Raw genomic sequence first — 21091 nt, 5'->3', positions numbered from 1 at the left:
ATGCAACTGCGCGACGGGTCAGCACATCAGGAACTTACGCCGGTGACAGTGGGGATCGCGGTGGTCCAATTCGCCCCGGGAACCGACCCCGAAACCAATCTGGCGACCCTGCGTGAACACGTGCGGACGGCGGCCGCGGCGGGTGCGCGCGTGGTGCTCGCGCCCGAATACTCGATGTTCGCTGTGACCCGTCTCGATGAGCGGGTGCTGGCGATCGCGCAGCCGCTCGACGGCCCTTTCACCATCGGGCTCTCCGCGCTCGCAGCCGAATTCGGGGTGTTCCTGGTCGCCGGAATGGTGGAGTTGCCGGCACCGGGGGCGACGCGAATCAGCAATACGCTCGTCGCGCACGGGCCCGACGGCGCGCGCGTCGCGGTGTATCGCAAGGTGCATTTGTACGACGCGTTCGGACATCTGGAATCGGAGGTGGTGGCGGCGGGCCCGCTCGTCGCGCCTGCGACGTTCGCTGTCGACGGTGTGATATTCGGCATGCAGACCTGTTTCGATCTGCGTTTTCCGGAGGGGTGTCGGCGTGTCGCGGCGGCGGGCGCCCACGTGTTGCTGCTGCCCGCGCAGTGGATTCCGGGACCGGCCAAGGTCGACCAGTGGACGACGCTGCTGCGGGCGCGCGCCATCGAGAACACGGTCTACGTGGCGGCGGCCGATCAGTGCGCGCCGCGCGGTGCGGGCGCGTCGATGATCGTGGATCCGGCGGGGACGGTGCTTGCCGAACTCGGCGACGATCCCGGCGTACTCACCGCGACGGTGGATCCAGCGCATCTGGCCAGGGTGCGCACCGCCAATCCCAGCCTGTCGCTGCGACGCTTCGCCATTTCCGAGGCGCCGGCAGCGGAGTAGCGTTCGAGGCGATGGTGTACCCGGATCGCACAGCGGCGGGCCGCGCCCTCGGCACGGCCCTCGAACACCTGCGGGCCACCCGCCCCCTGGTGCTCGGGTTGCCACGCGGGGGTGTGCCCGTCGCGGCGGCGGTGAGCGCGGCGATCGGCGGGGAACTGGATGTGCTGCTGGTGCGCAAGCTGGGGCTGCCGTGGCAGCCGGAGCTGGCGATGGGCGCGCTCGGCGAGAGCGGGCTTCTGGTACTCAATCGTGATGTTGTCGAACGCAGCGGGGTGAGCGCCGAGGCCTTCGACGAGGTGGAGCTGGCCGAGCGGGCCGAGCTGCGCCGTCGGCAGGAGATGCTGCGGGTCGGGGAGCCGATTCCCCTGGCGGGACGCACGGTGGTGATCGTCGACGACGGGATGGCGACCGGGGCGACGGTGGTGGCCGCGTGCCGGGTGGCGCGGGCGCAGCGGCCCGACCGCCTGGTGGTGGCCATGCCGGTGTCCTCGCCCGAGGCGGCGCGCCGCGTCGAGCGCGAATGCGATGAACTCCTCTGCCTGTGGACGCCCGACGACCTGGGCGGGGTCGGCATGGCCTACCGCGATTTCCATCAGCTCGAGGACGAAGAGGTCATCGAGCTACTGCGTTGAGGCGCCCTCAGCCGAAGCACTGCCCTTCGCCTCGATAGGTGGGAACGGTTGTGCGCGTTCCCGATTCATCGATGAGGTGGATCTCGGCGAAGCGTTCGCAGAGCTCGCCCGCCTTGGCGTGGCGGAACCAGACGCGGTCACCGATCTCGAGTTCCGCGCCACCGGCCAGGGGGGTCTGGACCTCCCCGGCGCCTTCGGAGCCGAGCAGTTTCAGACCCGCGGGCCACACGGGAACCGGGACGCGGCTCGGTCCCGCGGGGCCGGAGGCGATGTAGCCGCCCGCGAAGACGGTCGCGATGGCCGGGGCGGGTTTGCGCAGGACCGGGGTGGCGAAGAACAGGGCGGGGCGGGGGGTGAAGGAGCGGTAGTGGTCGAACAGGGTCGGCACGTAGAGGCCGGAACCGGCGGTCACCTCGGTGACATCGGGATCGGTGATCGAGACTTCGATCGACCCGGTGCCGCCGCTGTTGACGATTTCCAGCGGGCCGGTCACCGTGCGTACCGCGTCGAGTACCCGGGTGCGCCTGCGCCCGATGTCGATGGCGGACAAGCGTTTCACCACGCGCACCGCCGGATTGCTGTCGGGCAGACCGGCGATCTGCGACTCGTAGGTCATCACGCCGACCACATCGAATCCGCGGCGCAGCGCTGCGGCGGCCAACTCGTCGGCCTGCTCGGGACTGCGCACCGGCGAGCGCCGGGCACCCAGATGCAGCGGGCCGATGCGCAAGGCGGCGTCGACATCGAGGCAGACGCGAGGGTGGACCAGGTCGGTGCCCAACGCGGCGCGGGTGAGTTCGAGCTGGGCGACGTCGTCGATCATCAGCGTGATCGCTGCGAGCAGGGCAGGGGCGGTGGCGAGTTCGGCCAGGGCGGCCCGGTCGAGAACCGGGTACCCGAGCAGGACATCGCGGGCTCCGAGGCGGGCCAGCCAGATGGCCTCGCGCAGCGAGTACGCCATGATCCCGGCGAAGCCGTCGCGGGCGGTGAGTCCATCACCGAGCACCCGCTCGAGCACGGCCCGGCAGCGCACCGACTTGCTGGCCACCCGTACCGCGATGCCGTTCGCACGCCGAACCAGGTCGGCGGCGTTGCGGTCGAGCGCGGTCAGGTCGACGGCGGCCAGCGGCGGGTCGAGCTCCGCGGTCGCCGCGTGCACATGGTGCAGCGATGTCGTCTGGGTCACCCGACTACTGAACCACCTATTTGGTCAGTCGTCCAGCATTGCGGGGTCAGCTTTCGACAGCCTTCAGGGTCAGGCAGCCGACCAGGTCGTCGATCACCACGAGGATGGTCTCGTCGTTGCCATCGGCGAGCCAGCGCAGCACCGCGCCGTGGAACACCGAGACGAGGTAGCCCGCCACCGAGTCGACCGGCTCGAGCCACTGCGTGCCGGACAGGCGCGCGCACATTCCGAGGAAGTCGGCGGCCTCGTCGTCCATCTCACGGAACATTGCCACGGCGGTCGGATCGCCGATGGTGTCACCCGAGGGCACCCACCGCTGGCGCAAGGTCTGCAACGCGGCTTCGTAGGCGGCTATTCGCCGGGCGGGAGCGGCCCGCACCAGCGGCCAGTAGGTACTGAGCCCGGCATGCAAGAACACCCGCAGTGCTCGAACGCCGGTGGCGTGCGAACTGGCGGCGGCTTGTTCAACGGCATCGCATACGGCGGGCCGTAGCGAAATTTCGGTTAGTTCACGGCTGACGCTCAACGACGACTCCTCGGCAACAAATATCGCTGCCCGCGGCGATGCGAGCTTGGGTGGTCACCGAGCTCGATCTTAGAAGATTTTCAGGGTTCATGAACTGGTTCAGCCATCCTTTTCAGACTGAAAGATTGTTTTGTTATCCGAATGCGACCTTTTGTAAAACCGACCATACGGCCCAATTTGTCGCATTCCTGGATATCCGACCACCCCCGCGCCGGAATCCGCGCATCTGGTCGATTGTACAAGTAAGCCCTGGTCAGCTCCCGAGGTGTGGGCGACGGCACAGTGGCAACCATCGGAACGGAGGCGACACATCCGATGACAATCCGCGAACTCGGGCGCGGCGGCGCCGGGGTCGCCGATAACCTGGTCAAGTGACCCTTTCGCCTCCTGCCGATCAATTCGCTCTCAGCGGCACCTTCAATTTCCGCGATGTGGGCGGTCTTCGCACCGCCGACGGCACCACGGTGCGCCCCGGCGTCCTGCTGCGATCGGCCCAACTGAGCGGTCTGGACGACAAGGGCCACGACACCCTTCGCGAATGGGGCGTCACCGATGTGCACGACCTGCGCGGCATCGTCGAGATCGACCACATCGGCCACGACACCCTGCCCGATGACGTGCGCCTGCACGTGACGCCGTTCGATTCGCGCATGGAGGAGGCGCCGCCACACGAGGCGAAGACCGTCTCCGCGTTCGCCCACATGATCGAGGTCTACCGCGCCTTCCCGACGCTGCCCGAGGCGCACACCGCGATCGCCGAACTGGCCGGCTCGATCGTGCGCGGCGACGGCGCGGTCCTGGTGCACTGCGCGGCAGGCAAGGACCGCACCGGCTGGGCGGTCGCCACCGTGCTGCGCGCCGTCGGCGTCACCGAAGAGGACATCTACACCGACTTCCTGGCCAGCAACGCGGCCGTCGAGCCGCTACGCAGGCTGCTGGAACCGAAGATCGGCAACGGCGACGCACTGTCGGCGGACCTGCTCGGCGTACGCGAGGAATACCTGCGCACCGCCGACGCCAGCGTGCGCGAGATCCACGGCGACATCGAGACCTACCTCACGACCGTCGGCCTCACCGGCAGCCTGCGCGAGGCCCTGCGCTCCCGCCTGGTGTGACCAGCGCCGATCACAGCCCACTGACCCGGCGAGCAGGGTCCCTCCGAACCAGCCCGTCAGCATCGATACTGACGAAATCGCCGGTGTGGAACCAACTCCCACTGAACCGAGCGGCCGAGGCACCGGGGTTGTTCCAGTAGCGACGACTGACATTCGGTCCACGACACAGCAATTCGCCACGCCCGGCGCTTGCCTGCGGCCCGGACAGCGCCAATTCCGTTCCACCGAAGGCGAACCCGAGAGTCGCGTCGGAGTCGGCGAGCTCGGTGTCGTCGACCACCAGCCCGATGCCACTGGTCTCGGTGGCCCCCCAGACCGACCACTGCTTGGCAGCGGGAAACAGCCCACGCAACGCGGTGGCGAGCGTGGCGGGGGCCGCCGCGGCAGCGCGTTCGGACCGGTGACAGGCCTTGCTGACCCGGCGCACACCGGCACCGGTACGGCGGGCGAGGAGTTCGGGCACCAGTCCCGCGAAGATCCGCGGCGTGGCCGAGACAGTATCGATCCGCTCGGCCACCAGCACGTCGGAAAGCCGGCGGGCACCCGGCGCGAGGACGACCGTGCCGCCGACGGCGAAGGTGGGTAGCAGCTGATCGACGCACCCGCTGGCATGGGCCAGTGGCAGCAACACCAGATTGCGCAACCCGTCGGCGGGCAGCCCGAGCGCGCCGACCACCGACGACACCGCCGAGAGCAGGTTCTCATTGGTCAGCTCGACACCGGTGGGCACCGGCCGGCGAGCCGCGGCGCCGGTGTAGCAAAGCAGGGCCGGATCATCCAGGGCCGCACCGTCGTCGATGTAGGCGGTGCTGTCGGGCAGTTGCCCGTCGGGGCCGAGCACGAAATCGGCCCTGCTGTCGGCGATTACCCGGTCGGCGATCGCGGTGGGCAAGGCGTCCGGCACCAGTACCGGCACCGCGCCCGAGAGCAGCGCGCCGAGAAACGCCTGCACCCAGCGCGCACTGGTCGGCATGTGCACCGCGACCCGATCGCCGTAGCCGATGCCGTGGTCCTGCAGGCCGCCCGCGATCCGCGCGGCGCTGTGCCAGAGTTCGCGATAGGTCAGGCGCGGGCCGCCGACCTCGACGACCGCCTCCCGATTCGCGAACGAGTGCACCCGCAGGTCGAGCAGTTCGGTGAGGGCGGGGCTGAGGTCGCCATAGCGCAGCACGCCGTCGGAGCCCCGCCGCAGCTGCGTTGCCGCACTGGTGGCGGGGAACTCGAAGACGGCCGCGCCCGGTTCGTTCTCGCCATGACCCATCCGGACCTCCGTACGTCGATACAGCCGCACCTTTGACTATATGACGTGGATCACACCACTGTCAGGCGCTCGGCGTGCTCATTCGCCGCGATAGGTCGCCTTACCCGGTCCGATCTCGAGGAAACTGCGCACCGCACCGCGCAGGTCCGCGGTCGCGAACAGCTCGCCCGAGACCTCGGGCGTCACCGAATCCGCATGTGCCACACCGCCGCAACGCCACGCGCCGATGATCTGCTTGGTCGCGGCGTGCGCACGGGTCGGTCCCTCGGCGAGGCGGGTGATCAGCGCACCAGTCGCGGTTTCCAGGTCCTCGTGGACCGCGTTGACCACGCCCCACTCGGCCATCGTCGCCGCGTCATAGAGGTCGCCGGTCATCACGAATTCGCGCGCGCGGCCCGAACCTGCCCGCTCGGCCAGCCGCTGCGGTCCGCCCATCGACGGTGTCAGCCCCACGACCGTCTCCACCAGACCGAACTTCGCCTTCGGCGCGGCCAGGATGAAGTCGCAGGCGAGGGAGATCTCGAAGGCCGCGGTCAGAGTGAGTCCGTGCGCGGCGAACACCACCGGGCACGGCAGCGCCTCGAGCGGGTGGATGATCCGCTCGAACAGCTCACGCCACAGCTGCGCGCCCTCCTCGACAGTGCGGCCGTCGAAGATGTTCACATCGACACCGCCCGAGACGACCTTGCCCTGCGCCCTGATCAGCAACGCACGCGGCGGCAGCGCGCTCACCGCGGCGATATCGGCGATCAGCGAGGCGATGAGTCTGCGATCGAACAGGTTCAGCGGCGGGTGGTCGATGGTGATCGTCGCGAACTCGGCACCGGCTTCGGTGAACTCGCGGATGAGTCGGGTTGGCTGGGTGTCACTCATCGGTTCAGCGTAGAACCCGGGCTCGAGACCTACAGAGCTAGTCGGACCGGCCGGTAGGAACCGGTCACGCACGTCACGGAACCGCGGGCTGTCGGTGGTCGTTGGCATGATGAGCTCTGGGGTACGGAAGTGCCCTACAGTTCGACTCGTTGGGGCGAAGAGGAGGACGACGCCGTGTTCAAGAACGCGATCGAAAAAGCCGTGGTCGATGTGCTCGACACCGGGTCCAAGCTGCAGGCGCCGGCCGTACGCCGCTATGTCGGGTTCCTGCGTGAGCGTCATCCCGGGGAGAGTCCGGCCCAGATCGTGACACGGCTCGAGAAGCAGTATCTGCTCGCCGTCACCGGCAGCGGCGCCGCGGTCGGCGCCACCGCGGCGGTACCCGGGGTCGGCACGATCGCCGCGCTCGGGGCCGTGAGCGCCGAGACCGTGTTCTTCATGGAGGCGTCGGCGGTGTTCACCCTGGCCCAGGCGGCGGTGCACGGCATCGAGCCCGAGGACAAGGAAGCGCGGCGCGCGCTGGTGCTTGCGGTGGTTCTCGGCGATGCCGGGATGGCGATCGTGCAAAAGGGGCTGAGTTCCCAATCGAAGAATTGGGCCAACGCCCTGGCGTACAAGGTCCCCGGTATCGGCGCGATCAACAGCAAACTGCTGCAACAGTTCATGAAGCGGTTCATCACCAAGCGCGTCGCGCTGATGGCGGGCAAGGTGCTGCCCGCCGGCATCGGCGCCGCCATCGGTGGCGCGGGCAACCGGGCGCTGGGCAAGGTCACCATCGAGAACGCGCACAAGGCTTTCGGTCCCGCGCCCGCGATGTGGCCCGCCCCGCTGCACAACGTGATCGATGCCGATCCGCTGCCCGCGATCGGTACCGGCGAGGTGAACAAGAAGTGAGCAAGAGCCGCGGTGGTGATGCCGTGCTGGTGCGTGGCCTCGGCAAACAGTTCGGTCCGGTGAGCGCGGTCCACGAGATCGACTTCGCCGTGCCTGCGGGTTCGGTGACCGCGCTCGTCGGGCCCGCGGGCGCGGGCAAGTCGACAGTGCTGCGGATGGTGCTCGGGCTACAGCAGCCGACCACGGGCAGTATCGAGGGCGGCGACCGTGGGCCCGCCGCGGCCGGGGCGGTGCTGAGTCCGCGCGGACTGCATCCGGCCCGCACCGTGGCCGATCAGCTGTGGAGCTACGCCCCGGTCGCGGGTGCGTCCCGGCGCCGTGTCGCCTCGGTGCTCGACGAGACCGGCCTCACCGCGGTCGCCGAAACTGTTGTGGCACAGCTACATCCGGGCCAGCAGACGCGTGTGGCCCTGGCGATGGCCTTACTGGCCGATCCCCCGCTACTCGTGCTCGACGATCTGTACGCGGGTGCGAACGGCATCGAACGCGGCTGGCTGCACGATCTGCTGCGCCGCCACGTGACCCGCGGCGGCACCGTGCTGGTGAGTTCGGACGCGCTGGCCGATGTGGTGCCCAGCGCCGATCAACTCGTGGTGCTCAGCGAGGGCACTGTCGTCTGGCAGGGCACACCGGCCAAGCTCCGCCGTGGACATCCCGACCGGCTCGTTGTCGCCGCGTCCCCGTCTATCGCGCTGGCGACCGCGCTGGCAGGGCGCGGATTCACCGACGCGGTCATGCGACCCGACGGACGCCTGGCCGTCGCCGAGGCGAGCGAGGCGACCATCCGCTCGATCGCCGAGCTCGCGCAGGTACGGATCGGCAGCATCGTCGCCGACCCCATCCACCCCGATCGGGTGCTCGCCTCGCTGACCAAACCGCGCCGCCATCGGCACACCGTGCCCGCACCGAATCCCGCCGCGTACGCCCCGGCGCCAACCAATGGGATGCCCCGTTAACCCTTCCCCGCGGCTGACGCCAGGGGATTTCTGACTCGGACCGCGCCACCCGCATCCCCGGAAGGAGGCGAACAGTGTCTTACGTCGTCAACACCAGCACGGTCGAGATCTACCGTGGCCAGAATCGTCCTGGCGGCGTTCCGATCGCGGTCTGCGGTGTAACCACAGCACTCGCACCGGAAAATTCGTTCGGCGAGCCCGAGGCGCTGCTTGGCTATCGCGAAGCACTCCGAGCACGTCATCGTGGTGTAGGCGGGCGCAACCAACACCACCCTCCGGCCCACCCGCACGCCACGCTCGATCAACTCCCGCTTGGTCGCGCCGATCGCGGCATCCGCGGCCTTGCGCGCCATCGTCGAGCGGGCCAGAAACTTCGGCTTGAAATCCTCCACCGCGATCGTCTGGTGATCAGCCACGACACTACGCGCCCACACCCGGGCGACGTGCGTGTTCTGCCGGGCCGCCTTCTTGTGCAACCGCGCGGCCGCACGCCGGGCCTGCTGATACCCCTTCGACGCGGCGACTCCACGCGGGCGCTTGCGGCGGGCCATCTTTCGCTGAGCCTTCGCTACCTCAGCTGCGCACCGCGTGCGGTGACCGCCGTACGGCAGGTCGAAGGCAGGGTCGGTGGTTGTTGCTGTCGTGGTGACACCCCAGTCGATGCCGATCCTGCCGTTAGCAGCGGGCAACGGCTCGACGTCGCGGCGGACCACGAACGACGCGTACCAGTGCCCGAGACAGTCCTGATAGACGCGAACCGACGTGGGTTCGGAGGGCAGTTCACGCGACCACACCACCGGGACCGTCACCCCACCGGCCAGTCGCAGTCTGCGATCACGGATCGAGAACCCGCGAGTGGTGTACTCCAGCGACGGCAACGTCTTCTTCCGCGACTTGACCCTCGGGCGACCTCGACCGGCGACCCGGTAGGAATCGTTGAGCGTGGCGGCGTAGGTCCGCAGCGTCTGCTGTTGGGCGACCTGCGAACCATCGCGAAGCCACGGCGTCGACGCGCGCGCTCGTGTGAGCAGCTTCGAGAGCTTGCAGAACGTGGGCTTGCCTCCGCTGCGCTGCTGGTGGACGGCTTCGTTCCACAGGAACCGGCAGCGGTGCCACTCCTCGAGCAGTGCGCGCTGCGCGTGCGCGCCGGGGCGCAGGCGGTAGGTGTAGCGCACGGGCTCGATCACACGTTCGACTATACGCACCGGCTGTGGGCCAACTCATACTTCGACATCTGGTCGGCGAGCACCCTGGGAGACAGTTAACGCTATGTGGAAAACCAGACCAACCCGTACGCAGCACTCCGATTCCTGCCCATGGCTGAAGCCAGGGGTCTCCTCGGAGCTTTTCCGATGACCACCTCCGTGATCCCCGCCGATCTCGTTCCCGGTATCGACACCGAGGCGCGCAAGGTCGTCGCGCTGCGCCAGACCCGGCTGCTGCTGGCCGCGCCGGTGGCGCTGGCACTGGTCGGCACGCTGATCACCGCGATCATGTCGGGACCGGCCGATCCGAAGGGTCAGCCCGCGACAGGTGCCGCCACGATCGGTCTCTACCTCGGGATGATCGCGGTCTTCGTGGTCGCCGCGCTGATCGGCATCGCCTCGACCGGCGGTGAGTACCGCCACAAGACCATGGCGCTGACCGTGCTGTTCGCGCCCGATCGCGACCGGCTGGTCACCGCGAAATACGTCGCGGGAGCCGCCTTCGCGTTCGCTGTCGCGCTGGTCGCCGAACTGGTGAGCTTGCTGGTGTTGCTGGTCGCGGCGCGCGGGAAATTCGAACTCGGCTGGCGGCTGATCGAGGTGCTCGCCGCCGGGCTGCTCGTGGCCATGTGCTGGGCGGTGCTCGGCGCAGGCGTCGGGCTGCTGCTGCGCACATTCAGCGGAGCCGTGTGGCTGGTGCTCGGCTGGGCCTTCGCGCTCGAACCGCTGATCTGGGTGGTGGCCAAGGGTTTCGGCGCTGGCGGATTCGCCGCGATGCTGCCCGTCTCGGCCACCGTGGCCGGGGTGAGCGCGGGCTCGTTCGACGAGGCCGAGGTCTTCGCGCCGACACCGGCGGCACTGGTGGTGCTGGTGCTGTGGACCGCAGCGGTCGGCGTCGTGGGGTGGTGGGACCTGCGCAACCGAGACCTGTAGTGCCTGCCACCGCGGGTTCGTCCGGGTGGATCCGCAGGCTGTGGCGCCTGTGCCTGGAACATCCACGGCTGCTGGCGGGCATCGCGGTCTCGGTGCTGGCCGGTGCCGCCGTCGCGATCGCCGCGCCGCTGGCCACCAAACGCGCGGTCGACGCCGCCCAGATAGGCGACACCTCGGTGATCGGCAGTGCCGCCGCCCTGCTCGCCGTGCTGGCCGCGACCAGGTTCGTCGTCACCTTCGCGCGCAGGCTCTGGGCGGGCAAGCTGTCGCTGGAAGTGCAACACAGCCTTCGGATTTCGCTGCTCGCCGCCCTGCAGCGACTCGATGGCGCCGGCCAGGACGCGATTCGCACCGGGCAGGTGGTGTCACGGTCGATCACCGACCTCCAGCTCGTGCAGGGGCTGCTGGCGATGGTGCCGTGGTCGGGGCTGGCGGTATTGCAGTTCGTGCTGTCGGCGGTGGTGATGGTGTGGTTGAGTCCACCGCTGGCGCTGGCCGCCCTGCTGGTCGCGCCCGCGATGGCGGTGATCGTGTTGCGGATGCGGCCCAGGCTCTACGCGGCGACCTGGTCGGCGCAGCAGCGCGCGGCCGACCTGGCCGAACACGTCGAGCAGACAGTGACCGGTGTCCGGGTGGTGAAGGGCTTCGGGCAGGAGTCCCGGATGGTCGACATCCTCGAAGATCACGGCCGTCTGCTGTTCGCGGAGCGGATGCGTGCCGCGCGGATCAATGCCAGGTTCGCGCCGGTGGTGTCGGCGCTGCCGCAGGCCGGGCTGGTCGCGGTGATCATCGTCGGCGGGGTGCTGGCCTCGCACGGCGCGATCGGCATCGGCACCTTCCTGGCGTTCACCGCCTATCTCGCCACGATGACGTCCTCGGCCCGCACGATCACCTCGGTGCTGATCATGGCTCAGCTCACCAAAGCCGCCGTCGACCGCGTCTTCGGGGTGATCGACGCGGCGCCGGTACTCGTCGATCCAGCCGACCCCACCGAACTACCGCCGGGACCGCTCGGGATCGAATTCGATGCTGTCAGTTTCGGTTTCGAGGCCGGCCAACCGGTCTTGCAGGAACTCGATCTCACCGTGCGCCCCGGCGAGACGGTGGCGGTGATCGGCCCGGCGGGCTCGGGCAAGTCCACGCTCTCGCTGCTGCTGCCACGTTTCTACGCACCCGACGCGGGCCGGATCAATCTCGTCGGCACCGACGGCACCAGGGTCGACCTGGCCGATCTGCGCGCCGATGAGCTGCGCGGCGCGGTCGGTGTCGTCTTCGACGATCCGTTCCTGTTCTCCGACACCATCGCCGCCAATATCGCGCTCGGCAGGCCCGACGCCACCGACGCCGAGATCACCGCCGCCGCGACGGCCGCCGCCGCCGACGAGTTCATCGCCGCACTGCCGGAGGGCTACGACACCGTCATCGGCGAACGCGGGCTGACGCTCTCGGGTGGACAACGCCAGCGCATCGCCCTGGCCAGGGTGCTGCTCACCCGGCCCCGCGTGCTGGTGCTCGACGACGCCACCTCCGCGGTCGACGCCGTCACCGAGGCCGAGATCTTCCGCCGGCTGCCCGATCCGGGCGGACGGACCACGCTGATCCTGGCGCACCGCGAATCGACCCTGGCCCAGGCCGACCGCGTCATCCGGCTGCCCGCGCCCACCGGATCGGTGGTGCCGGCAACGGCCTCGATGACCGCACGCCTCAGCGACGCGGGCAAGCCACGGTCGATGTCGTCGGCGTCGAACGACCTCAGCGAGACACCGGAACTGCGCGCCGCGGTCGATGCCCTGCCACCGGCCACCGAAGACCCCGCATTGCCCGGTGACCTGCGCGCACCCCAACCCGACTTCGGCCTGCGCGCACTGCTGCGCCCGGTTCGCGCGCTGGTGTGCGTGGTCGTGGGGCTGCTCGTCGCCGACGCCCTGCTCGGCATCGCCTTCCCGCCGCTGGTCCGCTATGCCATCGACACCGGTGTCACCGCGGGCGACGACACCGCGCTCGTCATCTCGGCGGTGATCGGGATCGGTCTGGTACTGGCCGGCTTGGTGGTCGGCGCCGCGGTCACCGTGCTCACCGCGCGCACGGGCGAGCGCGTGCTGTTCGGGCTGCGGGTGCGCAGCTACGCCCAGTTGCAACGGCTCGGCCTCGACTTCTACGAACGTGAACTGTCCGGCCGCATCATGACCAGGATGACCACCGATGTCGACGCGCTGTCGACGTTCTTGCAGACCGGGGTCGCCACCGGGCTGGTCGCGTTGATCACTCTGATCGGCGTCGCCATCGGGCTGTTCTTCATCGATGCCGGGCTGGCCGTGGTGGTGCTGGTCGCCGTGGTGCCGATGCTGCTGGCCACCCTGGCCTTCCGGCGGGTGTCCTCGGTGGCCTACACCGTCTCGCGCGAACGGGTCTCGGCGGTCAATGCCGGATTCCAGGAGAACATCGCGGGCCTGCGCGCCGTGCAGGCCGCCCGCAACGAGCCGGCCGCGGCGCGCCGCTTCGCCGAGTACTCCCACCGCTACCGCGATGCCAGGATCCGGGCCCAGCGCGCGATCGCGGCCTACTTCTCCTTCGGCCTGGCTTGGGCCGATCTGGCCCTGGCCGTCGTGGTCTATCTGGGCGCCAACGCCGTCGCCGACGGGCGAACGACCACCGGAACGTTGGTCGCCTTCGTGCTCTATCTGGGTCTGTTGTTCAGTCCCATCCAGGATCTGTCCCAGGTCTTCGACGGTTACCAGCAGGCCAGAGTCGGTCTGCGGCGCATCGGTGACCTGCTGCGCACCACGTCATCGATCGCCGCCGACCCGGCCGACGCGATTCCCGTCGACCGGCTGCACGGCGAGATCGTCTTCGACGAGGTCCACTTCCGCTACCCCGGTGCGAGCGCACCCGCCCTCGACGGTGTGAGCTTCACCGTCCCCCCTGGCGCAACCCTGGCCCTCGTCGGCCCGACCGGCGCGGGCAAATCGACCATCGTGAAGCTGCTGGCCCGCCTCTACGACCTCCCACCCGAGCCGACAGCGGGCGCGATCCGGGTCGACGGTGTCGATCTTCGTCACTATGTGCTCACCGACTTCCGGACGCGGCTGGGAATCGTCGGGCAAGAAGTTCACTTGTTCACCGGCGACGTGGCGAGCAACATTGCATTCGGGCAAACATTTGCCACACCAGTGGACATCGCGAGGGCGGCCGAGAATGTCGGAGCGACGGAAATGATCGACGGTTTACCCAGGAAAATGCATCACCCGGTGGGTGAACGCGGACGCGGGCTCTCGGCCGGGCAACGCCAGCTGATCGCACTCGCCAGGGCCGAATTGGTCGATCCCGACCTGCTCCTGCTCGACGAGGCCACCTCGACACTCGACCCGGAAACCGAGGCATCGGTGCTGGTAGCGAGCCGATCGCTGGCGCGGGGCCGGACCACCGTCGTGGTCGCGCATCGGCTCGCGACAGCGGCGCGCGCCGATCTGGTCGCTGTGGTCGAACACGGCCGTATCGTGGAATTCGGCGCGCCGTTGGACCTACTCGCCAGTCAGGGCCATTACTCCCGACTCTGGGCGGCGGGCACTGAGGCAGAGGGCATAGTGTCGACCCAAGACCGGTAGCGACGCCTGTCAACCGCTGGGCATATGCTCGGTGAGGGCGCATCGGCAGCCATCCGCTGATTCCCCTGCCGGGCACGTCACAAACGTCGCAGCGCGAAGAACGAAATGAGGCGAACACCAGCTGTGAGCAGCTCAACTTCCCAGTTCGGACAGAACCAGTGGCTAGTCGACGAGATGTATCAAAAGTTCAAACAGGACCCGTCCTCGGTCGACGCGAGTTGGCACGAGTTCCTCGCGGACTACACGCCGGAAGCCACCGAATCCGGTAACAGTCAGGCACCGGTCGCCTCCTCCGCTCCTTCAGCAGCCGCAGCACCCAAGGCGGCAGCTACTCAGGCCCCGGCTCCCCGAGCCGTGGTAGCGACGGCACCGCCGAAGCCCGCCGTGGCTCCGGCCCCCGCTCCGGCTCCGGCCCCCAAGACCGTGCGCACACCGCAGACCACACCTGCACCGGTGTCCAACGCAGCGGCCACCGCCGCGCCGAAGGCTGCCGCCGCGGGCCCGGAGAACAAGGTGCTGCGCGGCCCCGCCGCCGCCATCGCCAAGAACATGTCGGCCTCGCTGACGATCCCCACCGCTACGTCGGTGCGCGCGATCCCGGCCAAGCTGATGATCGACAACCGCCTGGTGATCAACAACCACCTCGCCCGCACCCGCGGCGGCAAGATCTCGTTCACCCACCTGCTGGGTTACGCGATCGTGCAGGCGATCAAGGCGTTCCCGAACATGAACCGCCACTTCGCCGAGATCGACGGCAAGCCGAACTCGGTCACCCCGGCCCACACCAACCTGGGCCTGGCGATCGACCTCCAGGGCAAAGACGGCAGCCGATCACTGGTCGTGGCGGCCATCAAGGAAACCGAAGACATGAGCTTCGGTCAGTTCCACGCGGCCTATGAGGACGTCGTCCGCCGTGCTCGCGAGGGCAAGCTCGGCACCGACGACTTCTCCGGCGTCACCATCTCGCTGACCAACCCCGGCACCATCGGCACCGTCCACTCGGTGCCGCGCCTCATGCCGGGCCAGGGCGCGATCATCGGCGCCGGTGCGATGGAGTACCCGGCCGAGTTCCAGGGCATGAGCGACGAGCGGATCGCCGATATCGGCGTCGGCAAGCTGATGACGCTGACCTCGACCTACGACCACCGCATCATCCAGGGTGGCGAGTCGGGCGATTTCCTGCGCACCATCCACAACCTGCTGATCTCCGACGAGTTCTACGACGAGATCTTCCACGGCCTCGGCGTGCCGTACGAGCCGATCCGCTGGCGCAAGGACATCAGCGCGCGCGGTGTCGACAAGAGCGCCCGCGTGCTCGAGATGATCGCGGCCTACCGCAACCGCGGTCACCTGATGGCCGACACCGATCCGCTGCGCCTGGTCAAGGACAAGTTCCGCAGCCACCCCGACCTCGATGTAACCGAGCACGGCCTCACCCTGTGGGACCTGGACCGCACCTTCGACGTGGGCGGTTTCCACGGCAAGGAGCGGATGAAGCTGCGCGATGTGCTGTCGATCCTGCGCGATGCGTACTGCCGCCACGTCGGTGTGGAGTACACCCACATCCTCGAGACCGATCAGCTCAAGTGGATGCAGGAGCGGGTCGAGCAGAAGCACGTCAAGCCGACGGTCGCGCAGCAGAAGTACATCCTGAACCGGCTCAACGCCGCCGAGGCGTTCGAGACCTTCCTGCAGACCAAGTACGTCGGCCAGAAGCGCTTCTCGCTCGAGGGCGCCGAAGCCGTCATCCCGATGATGGACGCCACCATCGACCAGTGCGCCGAGTACGCGATGGACGAGGTCATCATCGGCATGCCGCACCGCGGTCGCCTCAACGTGCTCGCCAACATCGTCGGCAAGCCGTACTCGAAGATCTTCACCGAGTTCGAGGGCAACATGAACCCGGCGGCCACTCACGGCTCCGGCGACGTGAAGTACCACCTCGGTGCGCACGGCCAGTACCTGCAGATGTTCGGCGACAACGAGATCGCGGTCTCGCTCACCGCCAACCCCTCGCACCTCGAGGCGGTCGACCCGGTGCTCGAGGGCCTGGTGCGCGCCAAGCAGGACCTGCTCGACAAGGGCGACGGCCCCGACGGCTTCTCGGTGATGCCGCTGATGCTGCACGGTGACGCCGCGTTCGCCGGTCAGGGCGTGGTCGCCGAGACGCTGAACCTGTCGGGTCTGCGTGGTTACCGCGTCGGCGGCACCATCCACATCGTGGTGAACAACCAGATCGGCTTCACCACGGCGCCAGAGAACAGCCGCTCCACCGAATACTCCACCGACATCGCGAAGTTCATCGGCGCGCCGATCTTCCACGTCAACGGTGACGACCCGGAAGCCTGCGACTGGGTGGCTCGCCTCGCGGTCGACTTCCGCCAGAAGTTCCGCAAGGACGTCGTCATCGACCTCGTCTGCTACCGCCGCCGTGGGCACAACGAGGGCGACGACCCCTCGATGACCCAGCCGGAGATGTACGACATCATCGACACCAAGCGCTCGGTGCGTAAGGCCTACACCGAATCGCTGATCGGCCGTGGTGACATCTCCATGAAGGAGGCCGAGGACGCGCTGCGCGACTACCAGGGTCAGCTGGAGCGCGTGTTCAACGAGGTCCGCGAGCTGGAGAAGTACATTCCGGAGCCGTCGGAGTCGGTCGAGGACGACCAGAAGGTCCCCGCCACCGTGATCACCGCGGTCGACAAGTCGGTGCTGCAACGGATCGGCGACGCGTTCCTGAACACTCCCGACGGTTTCAACGTGCACCCGCGCGTGAAGCCGGTGCTGGAGAAGCGTCGCGAGATGGCCTACGAGGGCAAGGTCGACTGGGCCTTCGCCGAGCTGCTGGCTTTCGGTTCGCTGATCGACCAGGGCCACGATGTGCGCCTGACCGGTCAGGACTCGCGTCGCGGCACGTTCACCCAGCGCCACTCGGTCATCATCGACCGGATCAACGCCAACGAGTACACCCCGCTGCACAACATCGGCTCGGAGAAGCCGGGTTGGTTCGCGGTGCACGACTCGGCGCTGAGCGAGTACGCCGCCGTCGGTTTCGAATACGGCTACTCCCTTGGCAATCCGAACGCACTGGTGTTGTGGGAAGCGCAGTTCGGTGACTTCGTCAACGGCGCGCAGTCGATCATCGACGAGTTCATCTCCTCCGGTGAGGCCAAGTGGGGCCAGCTCTCCGACGTGGTGCTGCTACTGCCGCACGGTCACGAGGGTCAGGGTCCCGACCACACCTCCGGTCGCATCGAGCGGTTCCTGCAGCTGTGCGCTGAGGGCTCGATGACCGTGGCGGTGCCGTCCACCCCGGCGAACTACTTCCACCTGCTGCGTCGGCACGCGCTCGACGGGATCCGTCGTCCGCTGATCGTCTTCACCCCGAAGTCGATGCTGCGCAACAAGGCTGTGGTGTCCGACGTCAAGGACTTCACCGAGTCGAAGTTCCGTTCGGTGTTCGACGAGCCCACCTACGAACAGGGCATCGGCGACACCACCAAGGTCAAGCGCATCCTGCTGACCTCGGGCAAGCTCTACTACGAGCTGGCGGCGGAGAAGGCCAAGCACAAGCGCGACGATGTGGCCATCGTCCGGGTCGAACAGCTCTACCCGATCCCGACGTACCGCCTCAACGAGGCACTGGCCAAGTACCCCAACGCGACCGACATCGCCTGGGTCCAGGAAGAACCGGCCAACCAGGGCGCCTGGCCCTTCTTCGGCCTCAACCTCCCCGAGGTGCTGCCCGAGCGTCTGGGCCGTCTGCGCCGCATCTCGCGTCGCGCCATGTCGGCCCCGTCCTCGGGTTCGTCGAAGGTGCACGCCGTGGAACAGGCCGAGATCATCGGCGAGGCTTTCGAGCCGACCACGTAGTTCTTCTCGCACAACGACCGACGCCGGGTGGATCATCACGATCCCCCCGGCGTTCGCCGTTCCCTGGGACTCCTGCAGTGTGTACACCGATCGGCGTACGCTTGTCTCATGGACGATCAGCTCAGCATCAGGGAAGCTCGTGCCCAGTTACCCGCCGTCGTCACTGCTGCTGCCCAAGACGGGCATGTCACCGTCATCACTCGCGCGGGCGAGCCCGCTGCTGCCGTGATTCCGCTGTTCATGCTGGCCAAACTCGAAGAGTGGGAAGATGAGCAGTTGGGCCGCATGGCCGATGCGGCGCTCGCGGAGGGTGGTGAACCCGCCAACATCACCCTCGGCCAGATGATGGACGACATCCTGGCCCATGGCCACGAAGGCGCAGCGTGAAGTACGAATTCTGCTGGTCTCCCACCGCCCGCCGCGCATTGCGTTCGATTCCGCAGCACGACGCCATCCGCCTGCTGATGGCATTGACCCTTCTCGGCGACGATCCATACCGGCGCGACGGCGTAGACGTAAAAGCGCTGACCGGCCGCCCCGGATTCCGCCTGCGAGTGGGGAGCTACCGACTGGTCTACGAAGTGGACGACGGCAAACTGGTCATACTCGTGGTCACCGCCGGTCACCGCCGCGATATCTACGAATAGACCCAACAGTTCCCTTGGCCGACTCGAGCACGCGCGTCAAGGTCCGGGCAATGTCGGCCGCGACTACTGAATGAGTCGCCGGCCACCGATACTCAGCGTGGCTCGACCCAGCGGCGCAGGGCGTCGATCGTGGACTCCGGAGAAGTGTTGAAGCAGAATCGAATTCCCGGAGACAGATCGGCGGCGACGTTGACCAGCCGCTCGAACAGCAGGGTGTGTTCGGGAGCCATCCGCACGCCCGCGCCGATCATCGCGACCCGAAAGGTGCCGCCCGCCGCGCACTCGCGCAACTTCGCCTCCGCCGCATCGGGGTCGGCAGGCAGCTGGCAGGAGACGATATCGAATCCAGCGGCGCGCAAAGCGGATTCTCCTGCCTCGATGCGGGCGGTCAGCGTGGCTTCGTCGAGGTTCGGGTAGTTGGAGTAGTCGACGGCGCTGGGGTGCAGACCGATCGAGAGCACGGTCTGGGATGAGTTCTGTGCTGGCACTGGATTTTCCGATCTGATCAGATAAACGGCGACGGATACGCCCGCGAGCAGGATGGCGAGCAGTGCGCCTACTTTCACCGCTCCTGCTTTCACCACGGCGCGGTGCCCATTCTGTCGAAAAATCCGCCGGTCGGCCCGTCCCGCTCGATCGTGGCCATCGCGACAACAGCATCGGTCCCTTCGGCCACGGTCTGAAACCCGCTGGCCCCCGTCACCTGACCCGATTACGGTTCCTGGATGCACACAACGACACTGTGGCGCCCGACCGGCCCCCAAGAGCTCGCCCTGGTCGCCGAATCCGGTTGGCGTACCTGGCCACCGCGTCTGCCCGACCAACCGATCTTCTACCCGGTCCTCAACGAGGCCTACGCGATCCTCATCGCCAGAGACTGGAATGTCGCAGCCTCCGGCGCGGGCTACGTCACCCGTTTCGAGGTCGACACCACCTACCTCGACCGCTACGACGTGCAGCAGGCCGGTGGCCGCGACATCCTCGAATACTGGATCCCCGCAGAGGATCTCGACGAATTCAACCGCAACATCGTCGGCGGGATCGAGGTCGTCCGCCGCTTCCCCGGCGACGCACCCCTGCCCGCAACGGCCTGAACCTCGTTCTCCGGCTGCATGATTCGAAGCGATACTCTTCTCTGCACGAGGCAACTCGATGACGACTGGCCACATCGGTGGATTCGGGCGTCGGGGCGGAGCGCGCACACCTTCGTCACGAGCTACGAGGTACAGACCCACTCACGCAGCCAACTCACTGCCGCCCAGAGCAATAGACCCCTGAACTGCCTGATACGACAATAGAATTGCTCAGTGCTATAGGAGGCTGATTCGCAATGCTCGGCGTTGGACTGTTGCTGCTGTGTGCCGGGATGGCCGCACTGTTCGCCGAGACCAAGTGGGTATCGCTCCTGTGGTTCGGCGCGGGAGTGCTGAGTATCGGGATACATTGGGCCAACAAGCACAGAATCCGCCGATTGTGGTTGCAGGGGCGGCTGTGTCGAGGCTGCTGGGGCAGCGGCGACGACTCCAATGGCCGCTGTAGCGGATGCGACGGCTCCGGCCGAGCCAGACCTGAGGACATCCCTCACCAAGGCATAGCTGGGGCGATACCGAGGCCGGATATCGTCAATCCCGGCTATCGGCCCCAGCCACGGACGTTATCGGTTCGCCTGTGGTCTCTCGGCAGCTTGCGCAGTCCTCAATGCAGGCCGAAGCCGCTACGATTCCGAATCCGCGATTTCTGCTTCCCCGCGATCCGAACTCGGGTGTATCAGGAGGACATCGATGCCGCGCAGCGCAGGGTCCGGCCCACGCCCCGGCCCTTCCCGGTCGGCTGGCGCCTCAGATGGCCCGGTTCGGTATGGCCGCGCGGATCGAGGCGGCCGCGGCCTGCGGGTCGTCGGCCCAGAAGGCGACGGCGCTCGTGGTGAAGTCGCCGTGCGTGGTGCGGAAGGTCCGGGGTTCGGCCAGCAGGACGCGGACATTCGTCGAGCTGCCGACGATCACGGCTAGCGTTTCGTCGCCGGTTCCGGTGAGCTGCACCGACTTCGCGCCGTCGTAGGCCCGCAGATCGTGCCGGACCGCCCGGATGTCGGCTAGGGCGATATCGAGGCCGAAGCGTCGCAGATAGCGCACACGCAGGACGTCAGCGGTGAGCACGTGTGGATACATGTGGTGCGCGGCCAGCATTCCAGCCATCCACAACAATCCCCAGACCCCGAGACCCAGGGCGACGATCCGCGCCGCGGGCCACGGAATCAGCAGGTGAACCGCCGGGATCTCCACTGCGCTGACCACGATGAACGCCCAGATGACCGCCGACACCGCGCCCGCGTACCGAATCGGTGTGCCGCTGCCGGTGTCGGGACGGCGGGCGACTGCCCGCCCCAGGCTCACCCATATGTCGACCTCGAGGCGAACGAAAGACCGTGCGAGCTGGATGATCGGGCGCATGGGACCCTCCTTTTCAATACACTCGCATTGTAAAGAAATGGAGCACGGCAATACAAGTGCATTGTGAAAAGATG

At 67.8% G+C, this 21091-nt stretch carries 18 protein-coding genes; 11 read left to right on the top strand and 7 right to left on the bottom strand.

Annotated elements, in window-relative coordinates:
- Positions 1 to 858 carry a carbon-nitrogen hydrolase family protein gene (locus ACTWPB_RS13240; protein ID WP_446225945.1) on the top strand — a complete coding sequence of 286 codons (858 nt, stop codon included), beginning with the start codon at positions 1 to 3 and terminating at the stop codon, positions 856 to 858.
- 11 nt (positions 859 to 869) lie between these two features.
- Positions 870 to 1490: a phosphoribosyltransferase gene (locus ACTWPB_RS13235; RefSeq protein ID WP_446225944.1), complete on the top strand. Its 621-nt coding sequence runs from the start codon at positions 870 to 872 to the stop codon at positions 1488 to 1490.
- A gap of 7 nt (positions 1491 to 1497) precedes the next feature.
- Here the strand turns inward: ACTWPB_RS13235 and ACTWPB_RS13230 are convergent, their stop codons facing one another.
- Together ACTWPB_RS13230 and ACTWPB_RS13225 are read right to left on the bottom strand one after the other, a co-directional pair.
- Positions 1498 to 2676, bottom strand: a complete 1179-nt coding sequence (locus ACTWPB_RS13230; protein ID WP_446225943.1) for an amino acid deaminase/aldolase — start codon at positions 2674 to 2676, stop codon at positions 1498 to 1500.
- Positions 2677 to 2722: 46 nt separating this feature from the next.
- Complete coding sequence (locus tag ACTWPB_RS13225) at positions 2723 to 3202, bottom strand: TetR family transcriptional regulator (RefSeq protein ID WP_446225942.1); 480 nt, start codon at positions 3200 to 3202, stop codon at positions 2723 to 2725.
- A 371-nt stretch (positions 3203 to 3573) separates the two neighbouring features.
- Here ACTWPB_RS13225 and ACTWPB_RS13220 point away from each other — a divergent pair, with 371 nt between their 5' ends.
- Positions 3574 to 4317 carry a tyrosine-protein phosphatase gene (locus tag ACTWPB_RS13220; RefSeq protein WP_446225941.1) on the top strand — a complete coding sequence of 248 codons (744 nt, stop codon included), beginning with the start codon at positions 3574 to 3576 and terminating at the stop codon, positions 4315 to 4317.
- Between the two features lie 10 nt (positions 4318 to 4327).
- Here the strand turns inward: ACTWPB_RS13220 and ACTWPB_RS13215 are convergent, their stop codons facing one another.
- Complete coding sequence (locus ACTWPB_RS13215; protein ID WP_446225940.1) at positions 4328 to 5578, bottom strand: class I adenylate-forming enzyme family protein; 1251 nt, start codon at positions 5576 to 5578, stop codon at positions 4328 to 4330.
- A gap of 78 nt (positions 5579 to 5656) precedes the next feature.
- A complete protein-coding gene (locus ACTWPB_RS13210) occupies positions 5657 to 6451 on the bottom strand; it encodes an enoyl-CoA hydratase/isomerase family protein (protein ID WP_446225939.1) in 795 nt (264 codons plus the stop codon).
- A 174-nt stretch (positions 6452 to 6625) separates the two neighbouring features.
- Here ACTWPB_RS13210 and ACTWPB_RS13205 point away from each other — a divergent pair, with 174 nt between their 5' ends.
- Positions 6626 to 7345, top strand: coding sequence for a hypothetical protein (locus ACTWPB_RS13205; protein WP_446226325.1), 720 nt, complete (start codon positions 6626 to 6628; stop codon positions 7343 to 7345).
- Positions 7342 to 8301 carry an ATP-binding cassette domain-containing protein gene (locus tag ACTWPB_RS13200; protein ID WP_446225938.1) on the top strand — a complete coding sequence of 320 codons (960 nt, stop codon included), beginning with the start codon at positions 7342 to 7344 and terminating at the stop codon, positions 8299 to 8301. The genes ACTWPB_RS13205 and ACTWPB_RS13200 overlap by 4 nt, the downstream gene beginning before the upstream one ends.
- Here ACTWPB_RS13200 and ACTWPB_RS13195 read toward each other — a convergent pair.
- Positions 8298 to 9488: an RNA-guided endonuclease InsQ/TnpB family protein gene (locus ACTWPB_RS13195; protein ID WP_446225937.1), complete on the bottom strand. Its 1191-nt coding sequence runs from the start codon at positions 9486 to 9488 to the stop codon at positions 8298 to 8300. The two genes, ACTWPB_RS13200 and ACTWPB_RS13195, sit on opposite strands and share 4 nt — an antisense overlap.
- 165 nt (positions 9489 to 9653) lie before the next feature.
- Here ACTWPB_RS13195 and ACTWPB_RS13190 point away from each other — a divergent pair, with 165 nt between their 5' ends.
- The 5 genes from ACTWPB_RS13190 to ACTWPB_RS13170 all read left to right on the top strand — a co-directional run bounded on the left by ACTWPB_RS13190 (position 9654) and on the right by ACTWPB_RS13170 (position 18567).
- Entirely contained in the window at positions 9654 to 10439 is a 786-nt protein-coding gene (locus ACTWPB_RS13190) for an ABC transporter permease subunit (RefSeq protein ID WP_446225936.1), read from the top strand.
- Positions 10439 to 14044 (top strand): ABC transporter ATP-binding protein, encoded by a 3606-nt coding sequence (locus ACTWPB_RS13185; protein WP_446225935.1) that lies wholly within the window; start codon positions 10439 to 10441, stop codon positions 14042 to 14044. The genes ACTWPB_RS13190 and ACTWPB_RS13185 overlap by 1 nt, the downstream gene beginning before the upstream one ends.
- Positions 14045 to 14218: 174 nt before the next feature.
- The gene (locus tag ACTWPB_RS13180; protein ID WP_446225934.1) at positions 14219 to 17920 is read left to right on the top strand and encodes a multifunctional oxoglutarate decarboxylase/oxoglutarate dehydrogenase thiamine pyrophosphate-binding subunit/dihydrolipoyllysine-residue succinyltransferase subunit; all 3702 of its coding nucleotides are present in this window, start codon (positions 14219 to 14221) and stop codon (positions 17918 to 17920) included.
- A 108-nt stretch (positions 17921 to 18028) separates the two neighbouring features.
- Positions 18029 to 18307: a type II toxin-antitoxin system Phd/YefM family antitoxin gene (locus ACTWPB_RS13175; protein WP_446225933.1), complete on the top strand. Its 279-nt coding sequence runs from the start codon at positions 18029 to 18031 to the stop codon at positions 18305 to 18307.
- A complete protein-coding gene (locus ACTWPB_RS13170; RefSeq protein WP_446225932.1) occupies positions 18304 to 18567 on the top strand; it encodes a type II toxin-antitoxin system RelE family toxin in 264 nt (87 codons plus the stop codon). The genes ACTWPB_RS13175 and ACTWPB_RS13170 overlap by 4 nt, the downstream gene beginning before the upstream one ends.
- Before the next feature lie 92 nt (positions 18568 to 18659).
- Here the strand turns inward: ACTWPB_RS13170 and ACTWPB_RS13165 are convergent, their stop codons facing one another.
- A complete protein-coding gene (locus ACTWPB_RS13165) occupies positions 18660 to 19133 on the bottom strand; it encodes a hypothetical protein (protein ID WP_446225931.1) in 474 nt (157 codons plus the stop codon).
- 159 nt (positions 19134 to 19292) lie between these two features.
- On the opposite strand from ACTWPB_RS13165, the gene ACTWPB_RS13160 reads away from it, so the two are divergent.
- A complete protein-coding gene (locus tag ACTWPB_RS13160) occupies positions 19293 to 19661 on the top strand; it encodes an ADP-ribosylation/crystallin J1 (RefSeq protein ID WP_446225930.1) in 369 nt (122 codons plus the stop codon).
- Positions 19662 to 20405: 744 nt separating this feature from the next.
- Here ACTWPB_RS13160 and ACTWPB_RS13155 read toward each other — a convergent pair.
- On the bottom strand, positions 20406 to 21017 hold the full coding sequence (locus tag ACTWPB_RS13155) for a hypothetical protein (RefSeq protein ID WP_446225929.1): 612 nt from the start codon (positions 21015 to 21017) through the stop codon (positions 20406 to 20408).
- Between the last annotated feature and the right edge of the window lie 74 nt (positions 21018 to 21091).

This window comes from Nocardia sp. IBHARD005, assembly GCF_052814245.1.
The sequence above is the reverse complement of the archived record's forward strand: the minus strand, read 5'-3'. Positions and strand labels throughout refer to the sequence as shown.

What these genes read in the sequence shown, in the direction of transcription:
- ACTWPB_RS13240 (WP_446225945.1), top strand. Translation starts at nt 1, where the DNA reads ATGCAACTGCGCGACGGGTCAGCACATCAGGAACTTACGCCGGTGACA.
- ACTWPB_RS13235 (WP_446225944.1), top strand. Translation starts at nt 870, where the DNA reads ATGGTGTACCCGGATCGCACAGCGGCGGGCCGCGCCCTCGGCACGGCC.
- ACTWPB_RS13215 (WP_446225940.1), bottom strand. Translation starts at nt 5,578, where the DNA reads ATGGGTCATGGCGAGAACGAACCGGGCGCGGCCGTCTTCGAGTTCCCC.
- ACTWPB_RS13210 (WP_446225939.1), bottom strand. Translation starts at nt 6,451, where the DNA reads ATGAGTGACACCCAGCCAACCCGACTCATCCGCGAGTTCACCGAAGCC.
- ACTWPB_RS13190 (WP_446225936.1), top strand. Translation starts at nt 9,654, where the DNA reads ATGACCACCTCCGTGATCCCCGCCGATCTCGTTCCCGGTATCGACACC.
- ACTWPB_RS13180 (WP_446225934.1), top strand. Translation starts at nt 14,219, where the DNA reads ATGTATCAAAAGTTCAAACAGGACCCGTCCTCGGTCGACGCGAGTTGG.
- ACTWPB_RS13175 (WP_446225933.1), top strand. Translation starts at nt 18,029, where the DNA reads ATGGACGATCAGCTCAGCATCAGGGAAGCTCGTGCCCAGTTACCCGCC.
- ACTWPB_RS13160 (WP_446225930.1), top strand. Translation starts at nt 19,293, where the DNA reads ATGCACACAACGACACTGTGGCGCCCGACCGGCCCCCAAGAGCTCGCC.
- ACTWPB_RS13155 (WP_446225929.1), bottom strand. Translation starts at nt 21,017, where the DNA reads ATGCGCCCGATCATCCAGCTCGCACGGTCTTTCGTTCGCCTCGAGGTC.